This window comes from Brevibacillus humidisoli (assembly GCF_020923435.1).
Classification (GTDB): Bacteria; Bacillota; Bacilli; order Brevibacillales; family Brevibacillaceae; genus Brevibacillus_E; species Brevibacillus_E humidisoli.
The window spans coordinates 3388993-3402943 of record NZ_CP087263.1 but is presented as its reverse complement, the minus strand read 5'-3'; the positions used below and the strand labels follow the sequence as shown (position 1 = coordinate 3402943).

At 50.5% G+C, this 13951-nt stretch carries 19 protein-coding genes; 14 read left to right on the top strand and 5 right to left on the bottom strand.

Annotated elements, in window-relative coordinates:
• The first annotated feature begins 166 nt into the window (after positions 1-166).
• Positions 167-1258, top strand: coding sequence for a hypothetical protein (locus LOK74_RS16655; protein WP_230043140.1), 1092 nt, complete (start codon positions 167-169; stop codon positions 1256-1258).
• 29 nt (positions 1259-1287) lie between these two features.
• Entirely contained in the window at positions 1288-2268 is a 981-nt protein-coding gene (locus LOK74_RS16650) for an alpha/beta hydrolase (RefSeq protein WP_230047036.1), read from the top strand.
• 36 nt (positions 2269-2304) lie between these two features.
• On the opposite strand, the gene LOK74_RS16645 is transcribed toward LOK74_RS16650, so the two are convergent.
• Positions 2305-2532: a NifU family protein gene (locus tag LOK74_RS16645; protein WP_230043139.1), complete on the bottom strand. Its 228-nt coding sequence runs from the start codon at positions 2530-2532 to the stop codon at positions 2305-2307.
• Between the two features lie 281 nt (positions 2533-2813).
• On the opposite strand from LOK74_RS16645, the gene cysK reads away from it, so the two are divergent.
• From cysK to LOK74_RS16620, 5 genes are all read left to right on the top strand, one after another.
• On the top strand, positions 2814-3737 hold the full coding sequence (gene cysK, locus LOK74_RS16640; protein WP_230043138.1) for a cysteine synthase A: 924 nt from the start codon (positions 2814-2816) through the stop codon (positions 3735-3737).
• Position 3738: 1 nt separating this feature from the next.
• Positions 3739-4872 carry a bifunctional cystathionine gamma-lyase/homocysteine desulfhydrase gene (locus LOK74_RS16635; RefSeq protein ID WP_230043137.1) on the top strand — a complete coding sequence of 378 codons (1134 nt, stop codon included), beginning with the start codon at positions 3739-3741 and terminating at the stop codon, positions 4870-4872.
• Positions 4873-4971: 99 nt separating this feature from the next.
• A complete protein-coding gene (locus LOK74_RS16630; protein WP_230043136.1) occupies positions 4972-5280 on the top strand; it encodes a YuzD family protein in 309 nt (102 codons plus the stop codon).
• Between the two features lie 80 nt (positions 5281-5360).
• The gene (locus LOK74_RS16625) at positions 5361-5771 is read left to right on the top strand and encodes a gamma-glutamylcyclotransferase family protein (protein WP_230043135.1); all 411 of its coding nucleotides are present in this window, start codon (positions 5361-5363) and stop codon (positions 5769-5771) included.
• Positions 5772-5854: 83 nt separating this feature from the next.
• On the top strand, positions 5855-6196 hold the full coding sequence (locus LOK74_RS16620; protein ID WP_230043134.1) for a hypothetical protein: 342 nt from the start codon (positions 5855-5857) through the stop codon (positions 6194-6196).
• A 91-nt stretch (positions 6197-6287) separates the two neighbouring features.
• Here the strand turns inward: LOK74_RS16620 and LOK74_RS16615 are convergent, their stop codons facing one another.
• Positions 6288-7355 carry an NAD(P)/FAD-dependent oxidoreductase gene (locus LOK74_RS16615; RefSeq protein ID WP_230043133.1) on the bottom strand — a complete coding sequence of 356 codons (1068 nt, stop codon included), beginning with the start codon at positions 7353-7355 and terminating at the stop codon, positions 6288-6290.
• A 202-nt stretch (positions 7356-7557) separates the two neighbouring features.
• On the opposite strand from LOK74_RS16615, the gene LOK74_RS16610 reads away from it, so the two are divergent.
• Complete coding sequence (locus tag LOK74_RS16610) at positions 7558-7821, top strand: DUF1450 domain-containing protein (RefSeq protein WP_230043132.1); 264 nt, start codon at positions 7558-7560, stop codon at positions 7819-7821.
• A gap of 61 nt (positions 7822-7882) precedes the next feature.
• On the opposite strand, the gene LOK74_RS16605 is transcribed toward LOK74_RS16610, so the two are convergent.
• Both LOK74_RS16605 and mqnE read right to left on the bottom strand, forming a co-directional pair.
• Complete coding sequence (locus LOK74_RS16605) at positions 7883-9025, bottom strand: cation:proton antiporter (protein WP_230043131.1); 1143 nt, start codon at positions 9023-9025, stop codon at positions 7883-7885.
• Positions 9026-9144: 119 nt separating this feature from the next.
• Positions 9145-10248 (bottom strand): aminofutalosine synthase MqnE, encoded by a 1104-nt coding sequence (gene mqnE, locus LOK74_RS16600; RefSeq protein WP_230043130.1) that lies wholly within the window; start codon positions 10246-10248, stop codon positions 9145-9147.
• Between the two features lie 320 nt (positions 10249-10568).
• Here mqnE and LOK74_RS16595 point away from each other — a divergent pair, with 320 nt between their 5' ends.
• The 3 genes from LOK74_RS16595 to LOK74_RS16585 all read left to right on the top strand — a co-directional run bounded on the left by LOK74_RS16595 (position 10569) and on the right by LOK74_RS16585 (position 11624).
• Positions 10569-10787: an aspartyl-phosphate phosphatase Spo0E family protein gene (locus tag LOK74_RS16595; RefSeq protein ID WP_230043129.1), complete on the top strand. Its 219-nt coding sequence runs from the start codon at positions 10569-10571 to the stop codon at positions 10785-10787.
• A gap of 168 nt (positions 10788-10955) precedes the next feature.
• The gene (erpA, locus tag LOK74_RS16590) at positions 10956-11309 is read left to right on the top strand and encodes an iron-sulfur cluster insertion protein ErpA (protein WP_230043128.1); all 354 of its coding nucleotides are present in this window, start codon (positions 10956-10958) and stop codon (positions 11307-11309) included.
• Positions 11310-11456: 147 nt separating this feature from the next.
• A complete protein-coding gene (locus LOK74_RS16585) occupies positions 11457-11624 on the top strand; it encodes a hypothetical protein (protein ID WP_230043127.1) in 168 nt (55 codons plus the stop codon).
• Positions 11625-11638: 14 nt separating this feature from the next.
• On the opposite strand, the gene LOK74_RS16580 is transcribed toward LOK74_RS16585, so the two are convergent.
• Positions 11639-11929, bottom strand: coding sequence for a hypothetical protein (locus LOK74_RS16580; RefSeq protein WP_230043126.1), 291 nt, complete (start codon positions 11927-11929; stop codon positions 11639-11641).
• 199 nt (positions 11930-12128) lie between these two features.
• Between LOK74_RS16580 and LOK74_RS16575 the strand changes: the two genes are divergently transcribed.
• Genes LOK74_RS16575 through LOK74_RS16565 form a run of 3 tightly spaced genes read left to right on the top strand, consistent with a single transcriptional unit; the run spans position 12129 to position 13927 of the window.
• Positions 12129-12458, top strand: coding sequence for a PadR family transcriptional regulator (locus LOK74_RS16575; protein ID WP_230043125.1), 330 nt, complete (start codon positions 12129-12131; stop codon positions 12456-12458).
• Positions 12445-12993: an HAAS signaling domain-containing protein gene (locus LOK74_RS16570; protein ID WP_230043124.1), complete on the top strand. Its 549-nt coding sequence runs from the start codon at positions 12445-12447 to the stop codon at positions 12991-12993. The genes LOK74_RS16575 and LOK74_RS16570 overlap by 14 nt, the downstream gene beginning before the upstream one ends.
• 7 nt (positions 12994-13000) lie before the next feature.
• Positions 13001-13927 carry a DUF4097 family beta strand repeat-containing protein gene (locus LOK74_RS16565; RefSeq protein WP_230043123.1) on the top strand — a complete coding sequence of 309 codons (927 nt, stop codon included), beginning with the start codon at positions 13001-13003 and terminating at the stop codon, positions 13925-13927.
• Positions 13928-13951 lie beyond the last annotated feature (24 nt).

The window sequence follows — 13951 nt, the reverse complement described above, 5'->3', positions numbered from 1 at the left end:
CCTTCCTCCTCAGCGGTACAAGCACTATTATCTGCCGAACATCGGTCACGCTATCCCAATCCGATATGGATACCAAAAAAATGTACGACGTTTGTATAGGCACCTATCCCGACTCTCCTACATACAATACCTTAGCATGTGCAGGTGTTGAAGGGAGGAAAGAGTGATGGAGCGCATACGGACAATCCTTCAAGATGAATTCGGGATTACCATCTACGATCAACAGCAAAGGGGAGCGCAGACTGTTTTACAAACGGATCGCGGTCTATACTATTTATACTCATGTCCTGCCGCCTATCGGCAGAAACAGAGACTGATTGAGCTCGTAAGCCGCCATGTGGAAGCAGTCCCCAACCTCCGTCCGCTGTCGTTTTCCGAGACCCTGCTCGGCAAGCGGCACGTGCAAAATGGAGGAGATCTGTATTATGTACAGCCAGCGGTTCGAGAGGCAACCCCTGATAATCTCCCTTTTGTTACCGGTCAAACGATTGCTGAGTTTCATCAGGCGACGGCCACAGTGAAAGGGGAGTTATTTTTCCCGCAGTTTCGTTCGTTGGGGGGATGGCCCTCGATGTGGAGAAAACGATTGCGTCGTTACGAATCCTATCGGGACCAGATTGAAGAAAACGGCAGGGAGATTACACCGATTGATGAACACCTGCTAACGACGTATACGTATGTTCACCACCTGGGCGACACGGCGATCCAGTATTTAAACGACTGCGGTTATCAAAAAGTAGCGAAAGAGACGGTCAAATACGGTAGAGTGGCCTACCAAAACTTTGATCACGGGTTTGTCCTGTTTGATGAGGACGGATCCCGCTTCGTGTCCGGTCAATACGCTTGGGTTTTTGACATGCGGACTCGTGACATCGGACAATGGCTGAAAGCGGATATTCGCTTGCATGGATGGCATCCGGAGCGAGTGAGTTCGTTTCTGGAAGGGTACAACAGTGTATCTGCTCTTCAGGAGGCAGAATATGCTGTGATTTATGCACTGCTGCTGTTCCCGGGGCGTTTTTTGCGGTATGCTGAGATGTATGATCGGCTTGATCTGCAGGGACGAGAACAATGGGATGATCACGAATGGCAGGAACAGTTGGATGAAGAACTGCTCACGCTAGGAGATGCAGTACGCGACTTTCCGTCGGTGATAGAAGAACGCTTTGGCGTCCGGATCCGTCCCATCGACTGGCTGTGGCGAGGGAGGAAAGCAGAAGGAACAGTTGAGGCCGCGACAGCAGCGAAGACGGGCTAGTGTATGGAGGAAGGGGTTCAACAACAGTGATGGTTTGGGTGCTCATAAGTGCAGCAGCAGTCGTCTTGGTACTGGGAGCGGGAGCGGTGATCGGAATTGCACTTACCGTCGGCTGGAGACTGACGCATCCGCCTCGCAAACCAATCAGTATGGAGCCGGAAAGGTTCGGTATGGCCAGCTATCAGACGGTTCTCTTTCCCAGTCAAGATCACAAGATTTTGCTGAGTGGTTGGTATATCAGCGCAGATGACAATGGTGTGAAAAACAACGGCTGCACACTGATCTTCGCCCATGGATATGGACAGAATAGATTGGAGCCGCATCTGCCTGCGCTTTCTCTGGCCAGCAGGCTTTTGGCGAAGGGATACGACATCCTCATGTTTGATTTCCGCAATGCCGGTTTGTCGGAAGGAGAAGTAACAACGGTAGGATTGTATGAACAGCGCGATCTGCTCGGGGCGATTGATTATGTCAGCCATCACTATCCGCAGCAGCAGATCGCGCTCATTGGGTTTTCTATGGGAGCGGCTACGTCTCTGCTGGTTGCGGGAGTGGATCATCGGGTCAAAGCAGTGGTAGCTGATTCTCCTTTCTACTCCCTTTGGGACTATCTGCAGGAAAACCTGCCGCACTGGACGGGGTTGCCTCACTTTCCGTTCAACATGATTATTCTCACACTGATTCCGCTGCTGCTGCGCGCCAACCCACGCAGCGTCCAGCCGTATCGCTCAGCAGCGGGACTAGCTCCTCGACCTGTCCTTTTGATTCACGGGACGGGTGACGAGACGGTGCCCTTTCAGGATAGCTGTCGGCTGCTGGAGACGATCAACCATCCGTGTGCTGAGATGTGGCTTGTTCCCGGCACCGGCCACGTACGCAGTTATGCCGCATACCCGGAGGAATATACGGAACGCGTCCTTTCCTTTTTGGAGCGGAGCGTACAGGACAGACCCGATGAACAATGGAGCCAAGGAGACGGAGGAAAAAGGAAAACCCCTTCTTCGCCATAGGAAAAAGGGGTTTTGACACATACTGAGTATGATGGTTTAAAATACTTGTTGGACTTCTTTGACGCCAGGTACTTCTTCAAACAGCGCCCGCTCGATACCCGCTTTCAGGGTGATGGTGGAGGAAGGGCAGCTGCCGCATGCTCCCATAAGGCGCAGTTTAACGATTCCGTCTTCCACATCGACCAGCTCGACGTCACCACCATCGCGCTGCAGGAACGGACGAAGTTTATCCAATACTTCTTCCACTTGATCCATAATGGTCATGTTCGATCACTCCTTTTTTGTATGGAACCCCTTCTGTCACTCGCAAGAGGAGCACACAGAAAAGGGGATCAGCCATTTTGTTGTCTTACATACCTTTATTATACTCGTGTTGACCTCAGAAATCCACGGCTTCGTGCACTTTGCTCACTGCAAGTCCGTATGTGGACAGTTTGCGGCCAATCGTATAGCATTAAAGGAAGAAGCGGAGACAGATCAACCTGCCTGTTGTCCGATTAGCGGAGTTGTACTACCTTTCATCATGGGAAACGAGGGATAAAGAAGTGAATGTCTATCGCAATGTAAAAGAACTGATCGGGAACACTCCCATTGTGGAACTAACTCAGTTTCCACTTCCCGAAGGAGTCCGGCTGTTTGCCAAGCTGGAGTTTTACAACCCTGGCGGCAGTGTGAAGGACCGTTTGGGATTGGAATTGATTCGTGCTGCAGAGGAGAGCGGTGAACTGAAGCCAGGCGGCACAATTATTGAACCGACTGCGGGCAATACCGGCATTGGGGTGGCGCTTGCAGCGGTTGGCACCGGCTATCGGGTCATTTTCTGTGTGCCCGAGAAGTTTTCCGAAGAAAAACAGGAACTGATGCGTGCGCTGGGAGCGGAAGTAGTCAATACGCCTACGGAGCAGGGTATCAAAGGGGCTATTGCAAAAGCCAAGGAACTGGCTGCCACGATCCCTGATTCGTATGTACCACAGCAATTCGCCAATTCGGCCAATCCCGAGGCACACTACAAGACGACTGGCCCGGAGATCTGGGAGCAGATGGACGGACAGGTGCATGTGTTCGTGGCTGGTGCCGGGTCAGGTGGAACATTTATGGGGGCAGCTCGCTATCTAAAGGGGAAAAACCCGGCGGTAAAGACGGTCATTGTCGAGCCGGAGGGGTCGATCCTAAACGGGGGCGAGCCAGGGCCGCACAAGGCGGAAGGAATCGGTATGGAATTCTTGCCTGTATTTATGGATACGACGTATTTTGACGCCATTTATACGATTGAGGATGTAGAATCGTTTGATTTGGTCAAGCAGCTGGCAGCAAAAGAGGGGCTGCTGGTGGGCAGTTCTTCGGGTGCAGCGATGGCAGCTGCTCTGCGAGAAGCAAAACAGGCAGAGCCGGGGACGAATATTGTGACCATCTTCCCCGACAGCAGCGAGCGCTATTTGAGTAAAAAAATTTATCAGGGAGGGATCTGAGATGCGGCTAAAAACAAAGTTGATTCACGGTGGAATAGACGGTGACGCTCAGACAGGAGCTGTTGTCGTCCCCATTTACCAGGTCAGTACCTATAAGCAAGAAGCGATCGGTAAGCACAAGGGATTTGAGTACTCCCGTACCGGCAATCCGACCCGACATGCGTTGGAAACCTATATCGCGGAAGTAGAGGGCGGTAGTCGCGGCTTTGCTTTCGGCTCGGGTATGGCGGCGCTATCGACCATCTTGTCTTTGTTTAACAAAGGAGATCACCTCGTGGTTGGCGACGACGTTTACGGGGGGACGTATCGAGTCATTACACGCGTCTTCACCCGTCTCGGGCTGGAAGTGACGTACGTTGATACCAGTGATCTGGAAGCAGTCAAGCAGGCGATTCAGCCCCAGACACGTGCGATTATTCTGGAGACACCGACCAACCCGCTGCTCAAAGTGAGCGATATCGAAGCGGTAGCCGGCATCGCCAAAGAAAAAGGAGTGCTGCTCGTTGTCGATAATACCTTTATGACACCGTACTGGCAGAATCCGCTCGATCTAGGTGCCGATATCGTCTACCACAGTGCGACCAAGTACCTGGGCGGGCACAGTGACGTTGTAGCCGGATTGGCGGTAACCAAAGATCCTCAGCTTGGCGAAGACTTGCACTTCTTGCAAAACTCGATTGGCGCTGTCTTGGGTCCGCAAGATTCCTGGCTTCTGCTCAGGGGGATGAAAACGCTGGGAATCCGGATGGAGGAACATGAGGCCAATACTAGAACGCTTGCCAAGTGGCTGGCAGAGAGAAACGACATCAACCGGGTCAATTATCCTGGTTTGCCCAGCCATCCCGGGCACGAACTGGCCAAGCGTCAAGCACGCGGATTCGGCGGTATGATTTCATTTGACGTCGGCAGCGGAGAGCGTGCGGAAAGTGTGCTGGCCAAAGTAAAGTATTTTACGCTGGCCGAATCACTCGGAGCGGTTGAGAGCTTAATCAGCGTACCCGCACGAATGACACATGCCTCCATCCCGCCAGAGAGACGGCAGGAACTGGGGATTACCGACGGTCTGGTCCGCATTTCGGTAGGCATTGAGGATGTACAGGACTTGATCGATGATCTGGAACAGGCGCTTGCCTGACGAACAAGTACTCGGAGAATGGACTGCCAAGGTTGACTGTCAAGGAGAGAACAGCGGCAGCTTTCTCCATAAGGAGGAGGTCGTTTCGGTGGGGTAGAGGTGACTGTATACGGAACGGAGCAGTTGTGTGCCAGCTGTGTGAACCTGCCATCGGCAAAAGAGACGGCGGAATGGTTGAGAGCAGCATTAGCCAGGAAGTACGGTGAGAATATCTGTGAAGTCCGCTATTGTGATTTTCAGCAAGCAGTGACAGAAGAAGACAAAAGCTGGGCAGAGCGGATCGTCGGTGAGGACTTATGGTACCCGCTTGTCGTAATTTCCGGGGAAATTGTCGGAGAAGGCAACCCCAAGCTAAAAGACATTTATAAAAAGCTGGAAGGATTGGGGTTGTCTGCAAACGAAGCGTAAGAAAAAGGTGGCTGCCGGAGGGCAGCCATTTTACGTATCGAGGGCAAATACTAGTGCCGGATCTAGAAAGGGAGGGGAGCATGGACAAGATCAGGCTGTTTGTATATGGTACGTTGCGTATAGGCGGAGAAAGTCATTCGATCGTAGCACCATATGTTATCACCACAAAAAGGTATCAGCTGCATGGACGGTTGTATCGTGTTGGCAGCTATCCCGCCTTGGTCTGGGACCCTGCTGAGGAAGGACTGGTAACCGGTGATTTGTTGACCGTATCGACTGAGGCACTGAAGCCGCTGGATGAGTGGGAGGATTACGTTGGTCCGGGACATCCAGACAATGAATACGAGCGTATCCTGCATCCAGAGGGCTTCTTTGTGTACATCTGGAGCCAGGAAAAGGTGGATCGATTGGGACTTCCGCGAATCGATGGAGGCGACTGGCTCCATGATACAGGGCAAAAGAAGCCGCAACTCGGCAAGGGTTTTATCTAATCCCTATGCTCTGGCTAGGGTAGTGTTCTATTTCCGTTTGGAGCACATAAACTAGCTGATGAACATGGGAGGAGGCGTTGCCGATGGAGGAACTGGTTGCCCGTATGTACGAACTAAGAGAATTGCAAAAACAAGTAGAAGATGAGTTGGAACAACTTCGCACGAAGATTCTTGCCCGGTACCCTGTTGCTGCCAAAGTTGAGCTGGACGACTATCGGATGAGTGTGACCTACCAGGAGCGGCGCGATTACGATGATGAGCGTCTTTACGCTGCTCTGCCTGATCCTGGTATCTGGAAAATGTTGTCCAAGTCAGATCCTTCAAAAATATCCAGTATGCTCAAGCTTCATGTCATCGACGAGAACATTCTGAAGGGAACGTACGACGTACGACGCATACCCGTGCTGCGGATCACGAAGCGATAAAATAGAACTCTCTTTGAACGTAAAAAAGATGGGAGGTTATCCTGCCCATCTTTTTTGTCATGTGAACCTGTCAGCTTGGAGGTGTCCGAGATTAGCCTAGATGTTTCTTGTACATCCAAAGCACTCCGCTTTTCATTACACGAGGCATCTGGCCAACGAGGGAGACTTTTCCCATCACACCAAATCCTTCTTTCTTGCCAAGCGAACCCAGTACGCCTTTCAGCTTGATCTTGGGCAATGCAGCCGGATAATCGGCACCGGTTAGGCCTGCTTTCAGCACGACCGCGATCTGGTCACCTTGCGCCTCGGCTAGTTGTGCGCTTGGCGCAAACGGCAGACTGGCACAGTCTCCAACCACGAAAACATTGGGATGACTGGGAATCTGATGATATTGGTTGAGCATCACACGTCCGCTGTTATCTTGTTCCACTGGCAAATCGCGAACGATGCGATTTGCCTGGATGCCGGCAGTCCAGACGATAACATCTGTCGTTATCTCTTGGTCATGATTGTGGACGATTCCTGGTTCGACACGGTTCACCTGAGCGAGTGAGACAAGCTCCACATCATGCTCGATGAACCATTGGGAGGCGTAGTGCTGCAGTTTACGTGGGAAAGGGCTGAGGATGCTTTCTCCCCTGTCGAGAATCCGAATGTTCAAGTCGGGACGGCTTTCTCTCAGCTCCGATGCCATCTCCACACCACTCAATCCGCCACCGACGATCGTTACTTGTCCATACGGTTTCACATTGTTTACAGCTGCATAGGTTCTGCGCGTTGCCTCCAACGTCTGGATGGAGTGAGTGTATTCATCTGCACCAGGGATATTGTGGTAGCGGTCCTCACATCCGAGTGCAATCACCAGCCAGTCATAGGGCAGGACATCTCCATTGGCAAATACTATCAACTGTTTATCCAGCTTGATGCCCGTTACTTCACCGTATTTGATGTCCAACCGGGGATCATTGGGAAAAGCGACACGAATTGCCGATTCTGGTTCTGTTCCGGCGGCAAGGGCATAGTATTCTGTCTTTAGCCCATGAAACGGCATGCGATCGACCAGTGTGACAAACACATCATCTGGAAGATCGGGAGAGAGAATACGCTCTGTGATGCGCAATCCACCGTAACCGCCCCCGAGAATAACGACTCGTTTCATGATAGTCTATTCCTTTCCTATCCGAATTTAATACCCATTCTATTTTTAGTCTCTTCATGGCAAAAATGCAAGTGTTATCTTTTATCTAGTCTTTTCCATAACATGCAGGAGAACGCGTTGTGACCTATTTCTTCGCTGATTTTTTCCCGTTGACGAGTTACAATATATAAGGAACGGTTAAAGAAAGTCAGGTGGAAAAAGTATGAAGCCGTTAGTTGAATTCTGTGCAAGCAATGTGTCCTCTTACTCAAAAGAAGTGGTGGAATGGTTGGAGAACGACCCGGAATTGGATGCAGACGTGTTGGAATACGGATGTCTGGGTCACTGCGGAGAATGCTACATGACGCCATTTGCTCTGGTGAACGGTGATTTTGTTGCTGCTGAGACACCAAAAGAGCTGTTCGATAAGATCAAGCAAAAGATTCGCGAAGAGGAAGAGATGATGGAAAACGGCTTTCCATTTTGAACTCAGAGACTCTCCCCAGCTTGCATGGCAGGGAGAGTCTCTCTCTTATGGGATTCCTGATTTATCCGCTAGCGGGAGCATCCCGAAAGAACAGCTTGAGCAGTGGCGGTGTGACCAATGTAGTGGCTAGCACAACGACCACAGAAACGGTAAACATCCACGGTGCGAGCAGTTCTGCTTGCAGACCGATAGAGGCGATGATCAATGCCACTTCGCCGCGGGAAATCATGCCGGTGCCGATTCGCAGCGACGAGCGGGTGTTAAACCCTGCCAGACGGGCACCCAGACCGGAGCCAAGCAGTTTGGTCAGGATCGCGATAATGCTGAGTATCACAGCGGTCATCCAGTGGTTCCCGATGCCGATGAATTCCGCAGTCACACCGATACTTGTAAAGAAGACAGGTACGAAAAAGGAGTAACTGATCGTTTCTGTCTTTTGATATACTTCGTGCTGCATCGGAGTCATGCTGATCGCAACGCCGGCAATGTAGGCACCGATGATCGTCGCCACTCCAAATAGATCCGACACGTACGCGTACAGGAAGCAGATAATCAGTGCGGCCGAAATAACAGTTTCCGAAGTGCGCAGACCGCCGAGAAAGCGCATTAACCACGGAACCACCTTCCAGGCGACCAAGATCGCCGCCGCAAAGAACACCACTTTTTTCAGCAAGACACTGGAAAAGCTAACCTCTTCACCGCCGGCCATCCCCATCAAAAACGCCAGGATGAGCACCACCAACACATCGTCAATGATGGCCGCCCCGAGAATCGTCGTTCCTTCGTCCGATTTCAGCTTGTTCATCTCTCGAAGCGTTTGCACGGAAATGCTGACACTTGTCGCAGAGAGCAGCAGACCAAGGAAGATCGATTCATAGAAGCCTAGTTCAATCCAGGTTCCAAATAAATAGCCGGCCGCCAAAGGCAGGACGATTCCTCCTACACCAGCGAGGCTAGCTGCCTTTCCTTTCCGGCGAAGCTCATCGAGGTCTGTCTCCAGACCGGCCAAAAACATAAGTAGAATGACCCCGATTTCGCTCAGTTCGTGCAGAACCTCTGTGTTGGTGATGACGCCCAGCACAGAAGGACCGAGGATGATCCCGATCAACAGTTTGCCCAATACACCAGGCTGCCCTAGTTTGATGCTGATATCCCCGGCGATTTTGCTTGCCAGCAGGATAATGGCAAGTTCAAAAACCAGCACCTCTCCACCACCTTCCTTTCAACTCTAGACTGTAGACAAAACACATGTAGGTATACGAATGGGGGAGGCAGATGTTTCAAAAAAATGACCTTCCTGTCTATGGAAGGTCGGTCGCTCTCTTAGTATTCCTTTATCGCATTGTAAAATGTATCCCGTTCGATTGCCTGCCTGCCTGCACCTTTGATCAACCATACCAGTTCGTCGACGGTAAGAGCCTGCTGCGTCAATGCACCAGCGGAGTGACTGATCCGCTCTTCAATCAACGTCCCGTGGACATCGGACGCTCCCATCGTCAGGCTGACCTGCGTAAGCTGCGTGCCGATATTGATAAAGTAAGCTTTGATGTGCTGGACATTATCCATCATCAGACGGCTGATCGCGATCGTCTTCAGGTCGTCGATGGCCGATGTCCGCCGCTTGATACCGGCGCTTGACTTGATCGGCTGCACAGCTAGCGGGATAAATACCAGGAAGCCGTTCGTTTCGTCCTGCAGCTCACGGATGCGAATCATGTGAATCAGTCGCTCTTCCAGTGTTTCAATGGAACCGTACAGCATCGTTGAGTGGGTGCGCAGACCGAGCTGGTGGGCGGTCCGATGTGCTTGAAGCCATTGGTCGGTAGCTGCTTTTTCCGGACTCATCTTCTCGCGATAGCGCTCTGTCAGGATCTCAGCACCGCCGCCGGTAAGCGACTCAAGTCCTGCTTTCATCAGTTCTTCAATGACTTCCCGCATGCTGATTCCTGCGATGCGGGAGAAAAATTCGATTTCAGCACCCGTATATGCTTTAATCGTCACCTCTGGGTAGGCTTGTTTCAGCACCCGTACGGTCTCTACATAGTAGTCAAATCCGACATGCTGATTGTGGCCGCCAACAATATGGAATTCTCGAATGCCTGAATGGTAGCGTTTGGAAACGTACTCCAGCAATTCATCTTTGTTCATCGTATAGGCCCCGTCTTCTCCTAGATCGCGACGGAAGCCGCAAAACTTACAGTGTGCCTCACATACATTTGTAGGGTTAATGTACATGTTCTGGATAAAATAGACGCTATTCCCGTTTTTTTGCTGATTGACGTAGTTGGCGAGCTGGCCGATTGTCATCAGGTCGTCGGATTGGTACAAGGCTAAGCCGTCTGACAGGGACAGCCGCTCACCTGCGGTCACCTTTTCTACAATCGGTTCCAATGCTTTGTCTTGCCTCTGTAATGGCAGGATGGCCATGGATTCCACTTCCCTTCCCTCAAGTATTGACTTGAGTGCATGTAGTAACGTGCCCGTTCCAATGAGCAAACAATCGTATGATTCAGAAGCGCGAGACCTTCCTTATTATAAATCGCTTTTATCCAAGGGACAATAATGGAGTCGGTTGGGTAGGGAGGGGCAGATCGTCGAATCGTTTAGAATAGATTACATCATACGCCAAAAAAAGGTAAGGAACAACATGTTTTAATGGGAATTTATGTTTGCTTATTACAGTAAATTCCTATATACTGTTGCTAACGAAATGTGTGGTTAGATGTACCTTTCGAGGAGGAGAAAAAATGAGAGAAAAATTGCTCGAAAAAATTGAACTCCTTCGACAGCAAATGATACATGTTGGTCTCGAATTGGGACTTGATCACCCTGACGTGCTATCCTACAGTCAGGAAATAGACCGCCTGCACAATCAACTGCTTGAACTGGATTGTAAGCAGCGCAAATCGGGCAAAAGACCGTACTACCGATTTTACATCTCTGAAGAGCAAGCGAATTTCGCTTGATTGAGCGGTGACCTTTCATCGCTATGGAATGAGACAGCCTTTTTCCTGAGCTCTGGAGAAGCCGGGGTGCACCGCGAACCTTGTGGGATCTTCTGTTTCTTAGTATACTGGAGGCAAGGCGTCGTACACTATCGATGTACCCATTCAGCTTCGAGAGGAGGGGACGTTATGATTACCTTGACCGAACAGGCCAGCAGCAAAGTAAAGGAAATGCTGCAGGAAGAAAACAATCCGCAGCTTTTCCTGCGGGTAGGCGTACAAATGGGTGGCTGCAGCGGATTCACCTACGGCATGGGGTGGGATGAAGAGCTGAAGGAAGGCGACCACACATTCGAACAGGATGGAATTAAAATCGTTGTCGACAAGGACAGCTATCCATATATCAGAGGAACGGAAATCGACTACAAAGAGTCGATGATGGGCGGCGGTTTCAGCATCCACAATCCAAACGCTGTAGCGAGCTGTGGGTGCGGTTCTTCATTCCGTACGGCTGCCGATGCAGGCAAGCCGGAGGAATGTTAAAGCAACATAAGAGCGCGGGCAGAACCCTCTTTGGTCGATTAAGACACGACCAGAGAGGGTTTTTCTGTTTTCTCACTTGAGATAAAACAATCCATTCCTGGGAATGCTAGGATCAAGCAACCGAACTTGCAGAAAGGATGGATGAGCATGACAACCAATCGTCATCACAATGAAGCAGGAGAAGCCCAAGTAAGACAAAGCGATCAAAATAGGGGCCCTGCACAAAGCGAGATCGGGCAATTCCTGCAAGAAGCAAAAGAAGATCTGCGGCAGGGTGCGCTAATGAATCAGCAGCGAGAGGAAAAGAAGGAGTAAGGATCGATCCATCTCTATGTGCTTTCATCCGTCATGTCAAAGGCGGACAACTGCTCATCCGTCACTTCCTTGACTGCGATGCGCTGTTCTTCACGACAGTTGGGACACCAGGCGATATGCACACAGACGTGATGGGCCAAGTCGGGCAGACCGTTTGTCCGCTTTGAGTCGTCGATCGGCCGGTACGGGCTGTAATCGCCGAAATAATCGGCTAATCTGCCCGCATCCTGCATCGGCTGACTACAACGCGGACAACCTGCGTATAAAGGCATAAAGCTATTGCAAACCGGACACATCAGGTTCATTGGAAAGCCACCCCTTTGCATACTTTGCGCGGCAAAAGGGGGGGCTATGCATGCTTGCAGATAAAGCAAGCGGAAAAATATCGCCATGTACCTTGCATTATACAGTAGTCGATATTATGATATACATGTGAAGGCGGAAAAGTAGTCAGCCGTCTTTTTCAACCTTTTCAAGACCACTAGACGAAAAACAGGTGATTTCATGAATGTCCAGTTTAAAAAGGGCGTTTTGGAAATGTGCGTGCTCGTATTGACAGCGAAGAAAGACAGGTATGGCTATGAACTGGTTAACAAAATTTCAGAAAAGTTTCTGATTGCCGAAGGTACGGTGTACCCACTGTTAAGGCGGTTGACGCAGGAAGGGTATTTTTCCACTTACCTTGCCGAATCAACGGAGGGGCCGCCCCGCAAGTATTACCGGCTTACTGCCAGGGGCAGGGAATATATGAATCAGTTGGTTGCAGAGTGGAGCACGTTTTCAACGGGCGTCGATCAAATTATTTTGGAGGGCATATCGGATGACCAGAGATGAGTTTTTGTGGGAACTAGAGCAATTGTTAAAGGATTTGCCCGAGATAGAGCGGCAGGATATCCTGATGGATTACAAAGAGCATTTCTATAACGCGCTGGAAAGCGGCAAAGACGATGAGGAAATCATTCGCAGTCTGGGCAGTCCCAAAGTCATCGCGAAAGAACTAAAAGCGAACTATCACATTCATCGGGCACAGACCCAAGCCTCTGTCCGTTCGGTGGGACGGGCGATCATTGCCACCTTAAGTTTAGGGTTGTTCAACCTTTTGCTAGTGGCTGGACCTGCCATCGGCATCGTTGCTGTGCTGCTCGGACTGTATGCGACTACGCTGGCGTTGCTCGCAGCACCGTTCGGTCTCTTGGTCGGGTATCTGTGGACCGATCATGGGTTTGAACTGCTCGACGTTGTATTTCCGATGATGGCCATCGGCGGTCTTGGTGTGATGATGGCTGTAGGCATGATTTACCTGACGAGGTGGGTAGGTCGCCTGTTTGTAAGCTACCTGCGGTTCAATCTAAAAATGATCAGAGGATGATGGATCCATGAAATTGTTTAGCATCGACTCTCATAAACTGAATGAAGTCTTCAAGGTCGCCTTTTTTGTTTTTTTAATCGGAATTGCGGGGAGCGTATATCAGTACACAAAAAATCAGGGGGCCATCTTTGCAACTGTGCCAATCGAGCAACAGCAGGTAGTCGCCGGGAAGAATATTCAGAACATCGTAGTGAATGGCAATACGGTCGATCTGAACCTGATGCCGGGAGATAGCGATCAATTCATCATTCAACTGCACGGGAATGTGAGCAAACATCTGCAAGATGATTATGAACTGAAAGTAGATACCAGCAATCATTCACTAAACGTGTCAACCAATCAGAAAGATCAAATGTTTATGATCGGATTTCACGTATCCGATGTCCGGCTTGACATTACGGTACCTCAAAAAATGTACGAACGCCTGACAGTCGATACAGCAACCGGGGATATTGCGGTTCAGCAGTTGCAAGCTAAACACTGTGTACTGTCCTCCGATATCGGCGACATTACGGTCAGGCATTTACAGGGAAGTGAACTTAGTCTTGATACAGATACTGGAAGCATTGACCTCCGAGACTTTGGGAGCGGAGACGTGGCGGCATCAACCAATGTAGGCGATGTAAGTCTGCAGGGGATTAGCGGTAAGGTAACAGTGGATACCGAGACAGGTGATGTCGACCTGCAAATGGCAGAAGTACAGGGTGAAATCACGGTTGAGACAGATACGGGAGATGTGGAGGTAGATATCTCCGATCTGCCGGCAGCACTGCAGGTCGACCTGTCAGCATCAGTTGGAGATACCACGGTTGATCTCCCGGGAATGTCATATCGCACCAATACGGATCACGGGGTAAAGGGTGAGATAGGAACAGGAGGACCATTGTTAAAAGTAACAAGCGAAATAGGAGATATTACCGTTCGTAACCAATAACGACTAATCTGCCCAACGGCCGAT